The 16130-nt window shown below is 71.2% G+C and carries 10 protein-coding genes and 1 pseudogene; all 11 read left to right on the forward strand.

From position 1 onward, the window contains the following. Positions 1-40 precede the first annotated feature (40 nt). The 11 genes and pseudogenes from AB4Z27_RS13730 (at position 41) to AB4Z27_RS13780 (ending at position 16125) form a co-directional block, all read left to right on the forward strand. On the forward strand, positions 41-1156 hold the full coding sequence (locus tag AB4Z27_RS13730) for a glycosyltransferase (RefSeq protein WP_092294232.1): 1116 nt from the start codon (positions 41-43) through the stop codon (positions 1154-1156). Beyond that, a complete protein-coding gene (locus tag AB4Z27_RS13735; RefSeq protein ID WP_092294234.1) occupies positions 1150-2331 on the forward strand; it encodes a polysaccharide biosynthesis/export family protein in 1182 nt (393 codons plus the stop codon). Before AB4Z27_RS13730 ends, AB4Z27_RS13735 begins: the two co-directional genes overlap by 7 nt. A gap of 21 nt (positions 2332-2352) precedes the next feature. Beyond that, positions 2353-4659 (forward strand): polysaccharide biosynthesis tyrosine autokinase, encoded by a 2307-nt coding sequence (locus AB4Z27_RS13740; RefSeq protein ID WP_092294236.1) that lies wholly within the window; start codon positions 2353-2355, stop codon positions 4657-4659. 52 nt (positions 4660-4711) lie between these two features. Further along, complete coding sequence (locus AB4Z27_RS13745; protein ID WP_441644627.1) at positions 4712-6151, forward strand: O-antigen ligase family protein; 1440 nt, start codon at positions 4712-4714, stop codon at positions 6149-6151. Beyond that, a complete protein-coding gene (locus AB4Z27_RS13750) occupies positions 6148-7380 on the forward strand; it encodes a glycosyltransferase family 4 protein (protein WP_255370796.1) in 1233 nt (410 codons plus the stop codon). Before AB4Z27_RS13745 ends, AB4Z27_RS13750 begins: the two co-directional genes overlap by 4 nt. Before the next feature lie 152 nt (positions 7381-7532). Beyond that, complete coding sequence (locus AB4Z27_RS13755; protein WP_255370805.1) at positions 7533-8657, forward strand: glycosyltransferase family 4 protein; 1125 nt, start codon at positions 7533-7535, stop codon at positions 8655-8657. A 28-nt stretch (positions 8658-8685) separates the two neighbouring features. After that, a pseudogene (locus AB4Z27_RS13760) lies at positions 8686-9783 on the forward strand (glycosyltransferase family 4 protein); the annotation flags it as partial. Positions 9784-9880: 97 nt separating this feature from the next. Next, positions 9881-12199, forward strand: a complete 2319-nt coding sequence (locus AB4Z27_RS13765) for a hypothetical protein (protein WP_441644628.1) — start codon at positions 9881-9883, stop codon at positions 12197-12199. Next, positions 12196-13716, forward strand: a complete 1521-nt coding sequence (locus AB4Z27_RS13770) for an oligosaccharide flippase family protein (RefSeq protein WP_441591181.1) — start codon at positions 12196-12198, stop codon at positions 13714-13716. Before AB4Z27_RS13765 ends, AB4Z27_RS13770 begins: the two co-directional genes overlap by 4 nt. Next, the gene (locus AB4Z27_RS13775; RefSeq protein ID WP_441644629.1) at positions 13713-14870 is read left to right on the forward strand and encodes a glycosyltransferase; all 1158 of its coding nucleotides are present in this window, start codon (positions 13713-13715) and stop codon (positions 14868-14870) included. Before AB4Z27_RS13770 ends, AB4Z27_RS13775 begins: the two co-directional genes overlap by 4 nt. A gap of 16 nt (positions 14871-14886) precedes the next feature. Further along, entirely contained in the window at positions 14887-16125 is a 1239-nt protein-coding gene (locus AB4Z27_RS13780; RefSeq protein ID WP_441644630.1) for a glycosyltransferase family 4 protein, read from the forward strand. The last annotated feature ends 5 nt before the right edge of the window (positions 16126-16130 follow it).

The following is a 16130-nucleotide window of genomic DNA, read 5'->3' on the forward strand; positions in this document are numbered from 1 at the left end:
GCAATGGAGCCCGCCCGCTGATCCGCCGGGGGACGCCAAGATGGACCTATCGGTAATCATTCCCAGCTACAGGCGCTGCGACGACCTGGACCGCTGCCTCCGCGCGCTGGCGCGCCAGCAGCGCCCCGCCGACGAGGTGGTGGTGGTGGCGCGCGCCGACGACGCGCCCACGCTGGCGCTGCTCTCGCGCTGGCTCTCCACGGCCAGCGCCGACACCCTGCCGGGCCTGCGCCTGGTGACGGTGGACGAGCCGGGCCAGGTGGCCGCCAACAACCGCGGCTTCGCGGCTGCGCGCGGCGACATCCTGTGCCTGACCGACGACGACGCCGCGCCGCATCCAGACTGGCTGGCGCGTATCGGCGGCCATTTCGCGCGCGATGCCAGCCTCGGCGGCGTGGGCGGGCGTGACCGCGTGCACGAAGCCGGCCGCGTCCTGCAAGGCGCGGCGAACTGCGTGGGCCAGGTGCGCTGGTACGGCCGCGTGATCGGCAATCATCACATCGGCGCCGGCGCGCCGCGCGACGTGGACGTGCTCAAGGGCGTGAACATGGCGTGGCGGCGCAGCGCGGTGGCCGGGCTGCGCTTCGACACGCGGCTGCGCGGCGCGGGCGCCCAGGTCCACAACGACCTCGCCTTCAGCCTGGCCGTGCGCCGTGCGGGCTGGCGGCTGCTGTACGACCCGGCGCTGTGTGTCGATCACTTTCCGGCGCCGCGTGCCGATGCCGACCAGCGCGCGGTCTTCAACGCCGAGTCCTATTACAACGCCAGCTACAACCTCCACCTGGTACTCGACGAGCACCTGCGCGCCACCGGCGTGCCGGCCAGCCGCCGGGCGATGGCGGGCGCGTGGCAGGTGCTGGCGGGCTCGCGCAACTACCCGGGCTGGCTGCGCGCACTGGCGCTGTGCCTGGGCGGCGAGGGTGGCCGCGCCTGGCGGCGCATGGCGCTCGCGCAGCGCGCCCGGGCCGACGCCCTGATGGCGCTGCATGCCCCCGACGCCATGCGGCGCATGCCCCACGTGGTGCCGCCCACGTCCGGTGTGCCCGAACGTGCGGAAACAGACGTCCGCCCCGATGCCGGCGGCGCTTCAATGACTCCCATCGGTATGCAGCAACAAGGGCGCGCAGGCGCCGACAAGGAGAAGCTGCCATGGTAAATCGATTCCTCCCCCGCCTCGTTACGCTGGCCATGCTGGCCGCGCTTGGCGGCTGCACCTGGGCACCGGGGCCCGCACTGGACAGCAGCCGCATCCAGGACGACCTGTCCGCCAAGACCGGCACGGATGTCTATCCGGTCAAGCTGATCACCGCCGACGTGGTGCGCGCCCAACCGGACTCCATCGCGCTGGCCGCCGCCGTGCCCGATTCGCCGGCCCGCACGGGCAAGCTGGGCGACGACCTYGACGGCTACGAATACCTGATCGGACCGCAAGACCTCGTCGGCGTGACCGTGCTCGACCACCCCGAGATGAGTTCCGGCCTGCTGACCGCCCCGGTCACCGGCGCCACCGCGCCCGTGCCCGGCGTGCCRCAGGTCACCCCGACCGGGCTGCCATCGGACCAGAGCGGCTACCGCGTGGACCGTACCGGCGAGATGTACTACCCGCCGGTGGGCAAGCTGCGCGTGGGCGGCAAGACCGTCGACCAGGTGCGCGCCATGATCACCGGGGCGATCAAGAACACCGTGCGCGACCCGCGCGTGGATGTGCGCGTCATCGCCTACCGCAGCAAGCGCGTGGACGTGACCGGGCAGGTCCGCACGCCGGGCATGCTGCCGGTGACGGACGTCCCGGTGACGCTGGTCAACGCCATCACGCGGGCCGGCGGCTTCGCGCCGGAGGCGGACGTGCAGAAGGTGCGCCTGACCCGCGACGGCAAGCTGTTCGAGTTCGACCTCGAGGCGCTGATCGAACGCCGCAACGGCGCGCATGACTTTCTGCTGCGCGGCGGCGACGTGGTCTACGTGCCGGACCGCCTGTCCAGCCGCATCTTCGTGCTCGGCGAGGTGGCGCGCCCGCAGTCGCTGCTGATGAACAAGGGACGGCTGTCGCTGGCCGACGCGCTGGCAGGCGTGAACAGCATCGACGTGAAGGCGGCCGACCCGCGCCAGATCTTCGTGATCCGTGGCATGCGCGACAAGCCGCAGACGCCCGACGTGTACCGGCTGGACATGACCCAGGTGGACGCGATGCTGCTGTCCACGCAGTTCCGGCTCGAGCCACTTGATGTGGTCTACGTCGGCACCTCGGACGCCGTGCGCTTCAACCGCGTGCTCGACCAGATCACCCCCACCATCCAGACCCTGTTCTTCACAGTGGAACTGGCTCGCTAGCATCGTCAGGACGGAGCCGACATGAATACCCCTTTCCAGCGTCCCTACGGTACGCCACTGCCCCTGGAGGACGACGAGTTCATCCTGCGCGATCTGGTGCGCATGGTGCGCCAGCAGCTTGGCTGGGTGATCGGCATCACGGCCGTGGTGGCCGCGGTGGCCACGCTCTACGCCTACTCGCTGCCGGCGATCTACGCGGCGGATGCGCTGCTCCAGGTGCAGGCGAAGAACTCGGACAGCCCGCTGTCGCGTGCCTCGCAGGTGATGGGCGGCACCTCGCAGCTGGGGACCGAGACCGAGATCGAGATCATCCGCAGCCGCTCGGTGCTTGAGCCGGTGGTGAACGCGTTCCGACTCAACGTCTCGGTGTCGCCGGTGGTGATGCCCTATCTCGGCAACCTGGCGCGGCGCTTCGCCAAGTCGGGCGAGCCGGCGCCGGCCTGGTTCGGCCTGTCGCGCTACGCCTGGGGCGGCGAGCAGATCGACCTGGAACTGCTCGGCGTGCCGGCGGCGCTGGAAGGGGTGCCGCTGACGCTGCGCGCGCTCGGCAACGACAGCTTCGCGCTGTACGACCCCGAAGGGGTGAAGCTGCTGACCGGGCAGGTGGGCGAGATTGCCGACGACGGTCCGCTGCAGATCCGCATCGGCAAGCTCGTGGCGCGGCCCGGCACCGAGTTCACGGTCACGCGCTCGAACCAGCTTGCCGCCATCGGCGGGCTGGCCAAGTCGCTGCTGGTGCTGGAGCAGGGCAAGCAGACCGGCATCGTGCAGATTTCGATGGAGAGCAGCGACCGCGTGCGCGCCATGCAGATCGCCAACGCGGTGGTGCAGTCCTACGTGCGGCAGAACCTGGAGCGGCATCAGGAGGAAACCGCCCGCACGCTCGACTTCCTGAACGCCGAGGTGCCGCGCGTGCGCGCCGACCTGGAGAAGGCCGAGGACGCGCTGGCCGCGCTGCAACAGCGCCAGGGCGCGGTGAAGCCGACGTCGGAAGCCCAGTCCTACCTCGCGGGCGGGCTGGAGCTGGATCGCCAGATCGCCCAGCTGAACCTGCAGCGCACGCAGCTGCTGCAACGCTTCATGCCGGGCCATCCGCAGGTGCAGACCATCGACACGCAGCTCGGGCAGCTGCGCGCGCTGCAACAGAAGCTGGAATCGCGCTTCCACGACATGCCCGCGTCCGAGAAGGCCGGCGTGCGCATGGAGCGCGACGTGAAGATCGCCCAGGAGATCTACATCTCGCTGCAGAACAAGACGCAGGAGCTGATGATCAACCGCGCCGGCATGGTCGGCAATGTGCATGTGCTGGACGAGGCGCTGGTGCCGTCGTCGCCGGTCAAGCCCAAGCGGGCGCTGATCATCGCGGCCGGGCTGATCCTCGGACTGGTGCTGGCCGTGCTGACGGTGTTCATGCGCCGCGCGGTGTTTGGCCGCATGCACGAGATGGAGGAGATCGAACGCCGCCTGGCGCTGCCGATGTTCGGCGAGATTCCGTTCAGCCCGGCGCAGAGCTGGCTGGAGGACTACTCGCGGCTCGAGGCCACGGCCCCGCCCGAGCTGCCGCTGCCGGTGGAACTGGCCGGCGCCGAGCACGTGCCGGTGACGCCCGAGCGCGCCGAGGAATGGCTGCCCGCCGCCACCCGTCCGGTSCTGGCGGAGAGCCGGCCGCACGACGAGGCCATCGAGGCGCTGTGCGGCATCTGCACCCAGTTCCAGTTCACGCTGGAGCAGATGGGCCACCGCGTGGTGGCGATGGTCGGGGCCACCTCCGGGGTCGGCAAGAGCTTCGTCACGTCGAACCTCGGCACGCTGCTGGCCAAGTCGAACCGCCGCGTGCTGCTGATCGATGGCGACCTGCGCCGCCAGCGCCTGTCCGGCTACTTCAACCGGGCCGCCGGCATGGGCCTCTCGGAAATGCTGGGCGGCCGCATCGACGCCAACCAGGCCGTGGTGCCCACGGGCGTGTCGAACCTCTGGATCGTGCCCGCCGGCAACTTCGGCGCCACGCCGGCCGAGCTGCTGATGAACACCCGCTTCCGCCAGGCGCTGGACACCTACTCGCGCACCTACGACCTCGTCATCATCGACACCCCGCCGGTGCTGGACCACAACGATGCGATGGCCGTCTCCGCGCTGGCTGGCGCCACCGTGATGGTGCTGCGCACGGGCGCCCATACCGAGGAACAGATCGTCGATGCGGTCAAGCGGCTCAAGCGCGCTGGCGGCAACGTGGTGGGGGGCATCCTCAACACCGTGGTCGGCGAGGCCGTGCCGCAGTCCGACAGCCTGAGCGACACGCTCGCGCGCGCGTCCGGGCAGCCCGCCTGATGCGCCGCCCCGCACGTCACGCACACCACGCACCCCTCCCGGGAGCCCGCCCGTGATGACCCTCGCCCTCGACGGCCCCCGCCGCGCCAACCGCCAGCTCCACCCGGCGCTGGTGCCGGGGCTGTTCTTCGCCTTCGTGCTGGTGCTGATCCTGCTCAGGCTGGGCCGCGTGGTGGAGCTGGCGTACCCGGTGGGCGCCGTGCTGGTGGGGCTGATGTGCTACCGGCGCAACCCGGCCGAGTACGTGTCCTTCATGTGCTGGCTCTACTTCCTCTCGCCCGAGGTGCGCCGCATCGCCGATTTCTTCAACGGCGCCTACAACCCGATCAGCCCGATCCAGATGGCGCCGGTGCTGGTGGCCATCCTCAGCGGCCTGACCGTGCTCACCCACTACCGCGTGGTGGCGACCARGCGCGCCTTCCCGTCGCTGCTGATCGTGCTGGCGATGACGTACGCGCTGGTGGTGGGATGCATCCGCAACTCGGTGCCGTCCGCGCTGTTCTCGTTCGGCTACGCCATCATCCCGGTCTTCGTCGGCTTCCATGTGCTGGCCACCTGGAAGCACTTCCCGGTCTATTCGCGCGTGCTGGTCTCCACGTTCAGCTGGGGCATGTTCGTGATCGGCATCTACGGGGTGATCCAGTACGTGCTGATGCCGCCCTGGGACGCCATGTGGATGCTGAAATCGGGCATCGGCTCGGTGGGCGAGCCGCTGCCGTTCAGTTTCCGCGTGTTCAGCACGCTCAACTCGCCGGGGCCGCTCGCCACGGTGCTGATGGGCGGCCTGCTGTTCATGCTGGCCGGGCGCGGCAAGGTGGTCTGGGTGGGCGCGGTGTCCGGGCTGGTGGTGCTGATGCTCACCGCCGTGCGTTCGGCCTGGGGCGGGCTGATCATCGGCGGGATCTACGCGCTGGCCTGCATCGACGCCCGCACGCGTGCCCGGGTGATCCTCGCCATCCTGATCGTGTCCGCGCTGTCCGTGCCGATGTTCGCCGTTGAGGAGTTCGCCAAGCCGGTGCTGGACCGCATGGAGAGCGTCACCTCGATCAAGGACGACCGCAGCTTCCAGATCCGCATGCGCTTCTACGAGTCCTTCCTGGCCGCGGCGACCAGCGACATCGCCGGGGCRGGCATGGGTTCGGTCGGCATCGGCACCAAGCTCGATTCCGCCACCAGCCAGCTCGGCAAGTTCGGCGTGTTCGACAGCGGGCTGATGGAGATTCCGTTCGTGATGGGCTGGCCCGGCACGCTGCTCTACCTCACCGGGCTGCTGTGGATGATTGGCCGGGCGATGAAGCGCGGGCTGGCGATGAAGTCCAACCGGCTGCTTGCCGCCGCCGTGGGGACGTCGATCGCGCTGGTGTCGATGCTGGTGTTCAGCAACACGCTGAACGCGTTCGACGGCATCCTGTTCCAGCTCGGCGTGACGCTGCCCGTGATCGGCCATCGCTACGCGCGCATGCTGGCCGCATCGGGCGGGGCCACGCCATGATGCCGGCATCCGCCACAGGGGCCTCGGCAGTGTCGGCCGTGCCGCCGCTGCGTGTCGCCATCGTCACGCACGTGGTGGACCGCAACGACGGGCAGGGCCGCGTGAACCACGAGATCGTGGCGGCGGCGCTGGCGGCGGGCTGCGAGGTGACGCTCGTGGCCAGCCAGGTGGCGGCGATGTGGCGCGAGCATCCGCGCGTGCGCTGGCACGCCGTGCCCGAGGCGCGGCTGCCCACGGCGCTGCTGCGCTACCAGGCCTTCGCCGTGGCGAGTGGCTGGTGGCTGGCGCGGCACCGCCGGCAGTTCGACATCGTCCACGTGAACGGCTTCATCACCTGGGCCCATGCCGATGTGAACACGGCGCACTTCGTGCACCACGGCTGGCTCCATTCCGGCTACTACCCCTACCGCCTGCGCGACGGCGCGCGCGCCGCCTACCAATGGGCCTACACGCGGCTCAACGCCCGGCTGGAGCGCATGGCGTTCCGCCGCGCGCGGGCGGTGGTGGCGGTGTCGCCGCGCATCGTGGCGGAACTGCGGGCGACCGGCGTGCCGGTGGAYGGCATCGAGGTCATCCCGAACGGCGTGGATACCGCCGAGTTCGCCCCGGGCAAGGTCTGCCGCGCGCGCTTCCGGCTGCCGGTGGGCGTGCCGCTGCTGCTGTTCGCGGGCGACCTGCGCACGCCGCGCAAGAACCTGGATACCGTGCTGGCGGCGCTCGCCCARGTGCCGGAGCCCGTGGCGCTGGCCGTGGCCGGCAACGCCGAAGGCAGCCCCTATCCGCAGCGCGCCCGCGAACTCGGGCTGGCTGACCGCGTGCACTTCCTCGGCCATGTGGCCGACATGCCCACGCTGATGCGCAGCTGCGACGCGCTGGTGTTTCCGTCGCGGTACGAGCCGATGGGGCTTGTGGTGCTCGAGGCCATGGCCAGCGGCATGGCGGTGCTGACCGCGCGCTCCACGGGCGCGGCCGGACTGGTGCCGGACGGCGCCGGCATCGTGATCGACGACCCCGACGACGCCGTGGCGCTGGCCGCCGCGATCCGCCACTTCACGGCCGACCCCGGTGCGCTGCGGCGCATGGGGCAGGTCGGCCGCGCCGCGATGCTGGCGCAGGGCTGGGACGCGATGGGCCAGCACTACCTGCAGCTCTACCGCCGCCTGGCCGTGCGGCCCGTACCCATCCGATCGCAGGAATCCGACATGACGCTGAAGGGAGAGACCCGATGACCGCACGACTGGCGATTGGCGACCTGACTGCACCGCATCATCCCCCTGGCGCGCTGCGCGTGCAGCCGGGCGCGAACGACGCCGGCCCCGAGACGCTGGCGGCACAACTCGCGCAAGCCGCGCGCCCGCCGCTGTCCGCGTTCCAGATCGGCATGCACTGGTTTCCCGAGCGCGCGGGCGGGCTGGACCGCATGTACCACGCGCTGACCGGCGCGCTGCCGGCAGCCGGGGTGGAGGTGCGCGGCATGCTGGCCGGCTCCGGCGCGGCGGCGGCCGACACCCACGGCGCCATCAAGGCGTTCGCGCCGGCCGACGCGAGCGTGCCGATGCGGCTGCTGCGTGCGCGCCGGACGCTGCGCGCGATGCTGGCGCAGGAGAAGCCCGATGTCATCGCCTCGCATTTCGCCCTCTACACCTTGCCCGGGCTGGACCTGATCCGCGATTACCCGACCGTGATGCATTTCCACGGCCCCTGGGCCGCCGAGAACCAGGCCGAGGGCGTGGCGGACGCGGCCAGCCGCATCCAGCATCGCGTGGAGGCCGCCGTCTATGCGCGCTGCCGGCTCCATATCGTGCTGTCGATGGCCTTCGGCCGCGTGCTGCAAACGCGCTACGGCGTGGACCCGGCGCGGATCCGCATCGTGCCGGGCTGTGTCGATGCGGCGCGCTTCAACGTGCCGATGGACCGCCGCGCCGCGCGCCAGGCGCTGAACCTGCCGACCGATCGCCCGATTGTGCTGACGCTGCGCCGGCTGGTGCGGCGCATGGGGCTGGAGGATCTGATCGATGCGATGGCGAGCGTGCGCCGGAGCGTGCCGGATGCGCTGCTGCTGATCGTCGGGCGCGGCACGCTCGATACCGAACTGCGCGAGCGCGTCGCCGCCATCGGCCTGCAGGATCACGTGCGGCTGCTTGGCGCGCTGCCGGATGCCCAGTTGCCGCTGATCTACCGCGCGGCGGACGTGAGCGTGGTGCCCACGCTCTCGCTGGAGGGATTCGGGCTGACCACGGTGGAATCGCTGGCGGCCGGCACGCCGGTGCTGGTAACGCCCGTGGGCGGGCTGCCCGAGGCCGTGCGCGACCTGTCCGAGGCGCTGGTGCTGCCGTCCAGCGGCATGAGCGCGCTGGCGGCCGGCCTGACCGATGCGCTGCGCGGCAACCTGCGGCTGCCGGACGCCTACGCGTGCCGCCGCTACGTGCGCGAGCGCTTCGACGTGCCGGTCATCGCGGCGAAGGTGGCCCAGGTGTACCGCGAGGCGGTCAATCAATGCGAATGAACAGGCCAGCAGGATCGAGGGAGTAAAGATGAAAGTTGCAGTGGTCCATGACTGGCTGGTGGCCTACGCCGGCGCCGAACGGGTGCTCGAGCAGATCCTGCGCTGCTATCCCGAGGCGGACGTGTTCAGCCTGATCGACTTCGCCGAGGAACGCGCCTTCCTGCAGGGGCGGCCCGTCACCACCTCGTTCATCCAGCGGCTGCCGTTCGCGCGCACGCGCTATCGCGGCTATCTGCCGCTGATGCCACTCGCCATCGAGCAGCTCGACGTGTCCGGCTACGACCTGGTGATCTCCAGCTCGCACGCGGTGGCCAAGGGCGTGCTGACCGGCCCCGACCAGCTCCATATCAGCTACGTCCACACGCCGATCCGCTATGCGTGGGACCTCCAGCATCAGTACCTGCGCGAGAGCAACCTGCAATACGGGCTGCGCTCGGTGCTGGCGCGCMTGCTGCTGCACTACATCCGCAACTGGGAYGCCCGCACGCGCGATGGCGTGGACCACTACATCGCCAACTCCGCGTTCGTGGCGCGGCGCATCCGCAAGATCTACGGCCGCCATGCCAGCGTGATCCATCCGCCCGTGGACGTGGAAGCCTTCGTTCCCGGCGGCCCGCGCGAGGACTACTACGTCACGGTGTCGCGGCTGGTGCCGTACAAGCGCGTGCCGCTGATCGCCGAGGCCTTCGCGAAGATGCCGGACCGCAAGCTGATCATCGTCGGCACCGGCCCGGAGCTGGACAAGGTGCGCCAGGCGGCGGGGCCCAATGTGCAGGTGATGGGCCACCTGCCGTTCGAGGCCATGCGCCGCACCATGCAGCACGCCCGGGCCTTCCTGTTCGCGGCCGAGGAGGACTTCGGCATCTCGGTGGTGGAGGCGCAGGCCTGCGGCACGCCGGTCATCGCCTATGGCCGGGGCGGCGCGCTGGAGACGGTGCGCGACGAGAAAAGCGCCATGCCCACCGGGCTGTTCTTTGCCGAACAGACCGTGCCGGCGATTATCGACGCCGTGGAGCGCTTCGAGCGCCAGCCCGAACTGTTCCGCCCCGAGTACTGCCGGCTCAACGCCGAGCAGTTYTCGGCCGACCAGTTCCGCGAGGCGCTGCTGGGCTTCGTGGCGCGGGCGCGGGCCATCGCCGCCGGGGGGAAGTCGTCCGGCGGGGGCGACGATGCCTCCCAGCCCGTGCGCGATGACCAGCTCGACGGCTTTGCGGGGTGGCGCGATGGCTGATGCGCACCGGGTGCCGCCCGCGTGCGTGCCCCGGCCAGGCCAGACGCGTTTCGGTCCCTGTCTCGGTTCCTTCCTCGCCACGCTGGGGCTGATCGTCCTGCTGCTGCTGTGCACACCAGTGGGCGCGGCGGGGCTCGACTACCGCACGTCCTGGGTCGGCAATACGCTGGGGTTCGGCAATGGCCGCTGGGTGCCCAACGCCGTGGAGGACATCGCCGTCACGCCGGAGGGTGTGGTGGTGACCAACACCGAGTGGGACGAGGCCGGCGGCGAGATCACGCTCATCCGCGACGGCAAGGTCGATGGCGTGGGCGACCACACCCACGGCTGGGGCAACTTCGGCGGCGACGCGATCGCCGTGGGCGACGGCTACGCCTTTACGGCGGCGCGCATCGAGAATGCCGGCGGCAAGCTGGCCAACCGGCCCGGCTATCCCGAGAAGAACACGGTCTGGTTCGGCCTGATGCGGCGCGAACTCGACCACCTGTCGCGCGGCGCGCCGTTCGAGGGCGGGGTGGGCAATGCCGACGACGTGAACCCGAGCCCGGTGCTGAACAGCTTCCTGCGTATCACCGCCGTGCGCGAGGGCGAGGACGCCGCCGTGCGCGGGCTGGCGGTGCAGAACAACGTGCTCTATGCGGCCACGCCGCTGCGCAACCGCATCGACCGCTTCGACACGCGCACCATGCGCCGGCTGGGCACCTGGGAGGCCGAGCAGCCGGGCAAGATGGCGCCGGACGGCGCCGGCAACCTGTGGGTGATCCTGCGCACGGCGGGCACGCAGGGCCGGCAGGTGGTGCGTTTCGAYGCCGACGGCAAGCGCACCGCGCAGGTGCCGCTGCCGGCCGGCACCCTGCCGGTGGACATCGCCGTGGGCGTGGACGGCCGCCTGCTGATCGCCGACAACGGCCCGAACCAGAACCTGCTCTGGTTCCAGGTGGAGGGCAACACCGTGACCCCGGCGGGCGAGCTGGGCGAGCGCGGCGGCGCCTACAGCACCCGCAACGGCGCGCGCGCGGGCAGCGTGGGACCGCTGCGCTTCCAGGGCCTGACCAGCGTGGGCCTGGATCGCAAGGGCAATATCTACGTGGCGATGAGCGGCATGGGCCCGCGCCCGGTGGGCCATCGCCCCTACCATTTCGGCGCCGTGCTCGAAAGCTACACGCCGGACGCCAAGCCGCGCTGGCGGTTGGAGGGCCTGCTGTTCCTCGACACCGTGCATGTCGATCCGGGCGACCCCGGCTGGGCCTACACCGGCACCCGGCGCTTCCGGCTCGACTTCGACCACATGGACCCCGGCAGCGAGTGGCGCTACACCGGCATCACGCAGGACCCGTTCCGCTACCCGCAGGACGCCGCCTTCGCGGCGGGCCCCGAGGGGCGCGGCTTTCCGCTGATGCGGCGCATCCAGGGCCGGCTGTTCGGCTTCTTCACGGACCGCCACGCCAAGTACCTCAAGATCTATCGCTTCGATCCGGCCCGCTCGGAACTGGCCGTGCCGGCGGGGTTCATCTCGACCCGGCGCATCGAAGGCAACTGGCCGCCGTTCCAGCCGCCATCGGGCGAATGGATCTGGCACGACGACAACGGCGATTCCCGCTTCCAGGCCAACGAGTTCGAGCGCAACAGCGGCCGCGACGCCCCCGCCATGCAGGCCTGGTGGGTGGACGACCGGGGCGACGTCTGGGCCGGCTCCTACGACCAGGGCATCCGCCGCTTCCGCCTGCGCGGGCTGGACCGCCAGGGCAATCCCGACTACAGCTTCGACACCGTGGAGCGCGAGCMGATGCCGGCGCCGTTCACCAAGGTGCAGCGCCTGCAATATTTCCCGGAGACCGACACCATGTACCTGACCGGCGCCACGGCCGCCAAGCCCTATGACCCCGGCCAGTGGGACTCGATCGGGCGCGTGGTGGCGCGCTACGACAACTGGCGCGGCACCAGCCGCAACACCGTGCGCAAGCCGCGCTACGTGGTGGAGCTGGACAGCCTGCCGGGCCGCCGCCCGACGCAGGGCATCGAGGGCATCGCCGTGGCCGGCGACTACATGTTCCTGGTCGAGGCCGAAAAGGCCCATGTGCGGGTGCTGGAGAACCGCACCGGCCGGCATATCGGCGTGATGACGCCGGGCGGCGAGGTCGGCAACGAGAGCGGCTGGGTCGATGTGCCGATGGGCATCACCGCGCTGCGYCGCCCCAATGGCGAGTATGTGGTCTTCGTCGAGGAAGACGCGCGCGGCAAGAACCTGATGTACCGGTGGCGCCCGGCGGCGGTGGCGGCGGCATCGGCCGGGGAGGCGAAACGGCCATGATGGACGTCACCCTGCGGCGCAACCTGCTGATCAACCTGACCGGGCTCGCCCTGCCGACGCTGGTGTCGCTGGTCACCGTGCCGCTCTATATCAAGGTGCTGGGCGTGGACCGCTTCGGCGTGATGACGCTGGTCTGGGTGCTGGTGGGCTATTTCACGCTGTGCGACTTCGGCATCAGCCTGGCCGGCGAGAAGCGCATCGCCCGCGCGCTGGCCGTCGCCGACCGCACCGACATCGCCCTGACGTTCTGGAGCGCGCTCTGGACCAGCCTGGTCACCGGGCTGATCGGCGCGGTGATCCTGTGGGGCGTGGCCGGCGCCTATTTCCACTGGGCCACGCACGCGCCCGAGGCGCTGCTGAACGAGGTGACGCGGGCGCTGCCGTGGATCGCGCTGTCGATCCCGGTCGGCAACGTGGCGCTGGTGTTCGCCGGGGCCATCAGCGCGGCAGAGCGCTTCTCGGTCTTCAACATCAACCAGACCATCGGCACGGTGATGTTCCAGGTGCTGCCGGTGACGGCGGCSTTCGTGTTCGCGCCAACCCTGCAGGTGGCGCTGTGCACGGCGGTGATCGCCCGGGCCATCAGTGCGCTGATGCTGGGCGTGGCGGCGGTGCGGGTGCTGGAGATCGACACCGTCCAGCGGGCCCAGCGCGCCTGCGTGCGCGCGCTGTTCGGCTACGGCCGCTGGCTGCAGCTGACCGTGGCGGCCAACATGATCGGCGAGTCGCTGGACCGCGTGGTGGTCGGCGCGCTCCAGCCGCCGCGCTTCGTCACGTACTACGCGGTGCCGCAGAACCTGGTGTCCCGGCTGAACCTGCTCTCGGGTGCGCTCTCGCGCACGCTGTTCCCGCGCCTGGCCGCCGCCCCGCGCGAGGAGGCGGTGGAGATCGCCCATCACGCGCTCGGCTTCCTCCAGACGTTGCTCACGCCGGTGACGATTGGCGCGCTGTTCGTGCTGGAGCCGTTCCTGCGCTCGTGGGTGGGGCAGGAGCTGTCGTCCAGCTCGGGCGAGATCGGCCGGATCATGATCCTGGGTGTGTGGCTTGGCGGACAGACGACCGTGGCGCGCAACCTCATGCTGGCCCAAGGCAAGGAGGCGGGTGTGGCGCACGTGTCGCTGCTGCTGCTGCCGGCGTTTGCGCTGCTGCTGTGGGGCGGGGTCTACGTGTTCGGCATCCAGGGTGCGGTGATGGCGGTGCTGGTGCGCGGGGTGGCCGAGTATGCGGCGCTGCTGCGGCTCTGCGGCATGCGCGCAAGGCCGCTGGTGCATGAGATGGCGCCGCACCTGGTGTTCGTCTCGCTGGCGCTGCTGCTGGCATCGCACGTGGACGGCTGGCTCCCTTGCCTGGCGGCGGGCACGGCGCTCGCCCTTTGCAACATGGGATGGTCGCTGCACAGCTCGGCTACGTTCCGGGATGTGGCGAAGTCGGCCTGGCGGCGCGTGTCGCCGCGCCCCACGCCCGATGGCGCGGCACCGGATGTCGCCGCGCCCGCTAACCACGAAGGGAAGACATGAGGATCCTTCACCTGGCCAACCACGCCCGCGATGTCGGCAACGGCATCGTGAACGTCATGGTGGACCTGGCGGTGGCGCAGGCCGCGGCCGGGCACGCGGTCACCATCGCCTCCGCCGAATGCGGGTTTGGCGAACTGCTGGCCGGCTCGGGCGTGCGGCACGTGACGCTGGCGCAGCGCAAGCCGCTCGCGCTGCCGCTGGCGGTGCGCGAACTGCGCCGCCTGACGCGGGAGACCACGCCGGACATCGTCCAYGCGCATATGGTGTCYGGSGCGCTGGTCGGSGCGCTGGCGCGCCGCGCGGGCGGCGGGCRCTACGCGCTGGTGACCACGGTCCATAACGAATTCCAGCGCAGCTCGGACCTGATGCGCCTGGGCGACCGCGTGGTGGCCGTCAGCGGCGCCGTGGCGGCGTCGATGACCGGGCGCGGCATTCCGGCGGACAAGATTCGCGTGGTGCGCAACGGCACCATCGGCTCGGCCCGGCTGGCGCGCCTGCCGGCGGCACGAAAGACGCTGGCGGGGCCGTCGATCGTCACGGTATCCGGCCTCTACGCGCGCAAGGGCGTGCTCGATCTGATCGATGCCTTCGCCGATGTGCACCGCGCCGTGCCGGGCGCGCAGCTCTATCTGGTCGGCAACGGCCCGGACCGCGCCGCCTGCGTGCAGCTGGCGGAGGATCTGGGCGTCAGCGACGCCGTGCACCTGCCCGGCTTCGCGCGCGACCCCCGGCCGTGGATGCGGGCCGCCGACGTATTCGTGCTGGCCTCGCACTCGGAGTCGTTCCCGCTGGTGCTGAGCGAAGCCCGCGAGGCGGGCTGCGCCATCGTCGCCACGGCGGTGGGTGGCGTGCCCGAGGCGCTCGGCTACGGCGCGGCGGGCCTGATCGTGCCGGCCCAGCGGCCCCGGCTGCTGGGCGAGGCGCTGTCGAGCCTGCTGCGCGACCGCGACACGCTCGACGGCTGGCGCGCGCGCGCCGCACAGGACATCGACTGGCTGCGCGTGGACCGCGTGGAGCGCGACTACGGCGCCATCTACACCGAATTGCTGGCCGAGCAGTTGGCGGRGGCGCGACCGCCCCAGCACGYCCCCCATGCCCCCCTTCCCGTCGCCGGCGTGACCGAGCCCGCCAAGGAGCTTGCGCGCCATGGCTGAACAGGACCCCCCACGTATGCTGCACGTAGACCTGCTGGCCCATGGCGCCAGGACGGGCAACCATCAGCCGTCGCCTGCACGGCGCGTGCTGTTCGTCGACCAGAGCGGYGAGATCGGCGGTGCGCAGCTCAGCCTGCTCGACATCGCGCGGCATCGCCGGCATGACAGCGAGGTGGTGCTGCTCGCCGACGGCCCGTTCCGCGAGCGCYTGGCCGCGCAGGGCGTGGTGGTGCGCGTGGAGGCGAGCGACGCCGTGGCGGCGCTGCGCCAGCGCGGATTCGGCGCGAGCGCGCTGCGCGGCCTGCTGGCGCTGCCCTCGCTGGTGCGGCGCGTGGCCCGGCGTGCGGCTGGCGCGGACGTGGTCTACGCCAACACGCAGCGCGCCATGGCGGTCTGCGTGCTCGGCAAGTGGCTGCATCGCCGCCCGGTGGTCTGGCACCTGCGCGATATCGTCGATGACAGCTTTTTCGGCGGCACGCAGTTACTGGCGATCCGCTGGCTGTCGCGCGGGCTCTCGCGCGTGGTGGCCAACTCGCAGGCCAGCGCGGAYGCGTTCCGCAGGCTGGCGGGCGAAGGCGTGCCGGTGGACGTGGTGCATAACGGCATCGATCCCGCGCCGTTCGACGCCGCGCTGCAGCGCGACCGCATGGCGCTGCGCGTGGCGAACGGCCTGCCCGCCCGGGGCCTGGTGGTCGGCCTGTTCGGCCGGCTGACGTCCTGGAAGGGCCATCGCGTGCTGATGGATGCGGTGTCGCGCATGCCCGACACCACCATGGTCGTGGTGGGCGGGGCGCTGTTCGGCGAGCACGCCTACGAGGCGTCGCTGCGCGAGCGCGCGGCGCAGCCGGACCTGGCGGGGCGCGTCCATTTCACCGGCTTCCGGGCCGATGTGGCCGAACTCATGCACTGCATGGACGTGGTGGTGCATGCCTCGACCCGCGCCGAGCCATTCGGCCGTGTGGTGGTGGAGGGCATGCTGGCGGCGCGCCCGGTGGTGGCGACGGCGGCCGGTGGTGTCACCGAGATCGTCGACGATGGCGAGACCGGCATCCTGATCCCCTGCGACGATGCCCCGGCGCTCGCGGCGGCCCTGACCCGGCTGGCTGACGCCGCCGAGCGCGACCGGATGGGCGTCCGCGCCCGCGCGGCAGCGGTGGCGCGCTTCTCCCCCCAGGCCATGCTCACGGCCGTGGACCGCATCGTGGCCGACGTGGCACGCCGAGACGGCGTGGCGCAGGACGCGCCCGCCGTCTGACTTCC

The organism is Cupriavidus sp. KB_39 (genome assembly GCF_052114485.1).
Lineage (GTDB): Bacteria > Pseudomonadota > Gammaproteobacteria > Burkholderiales > Burkholderiaceae > Cupriavidus.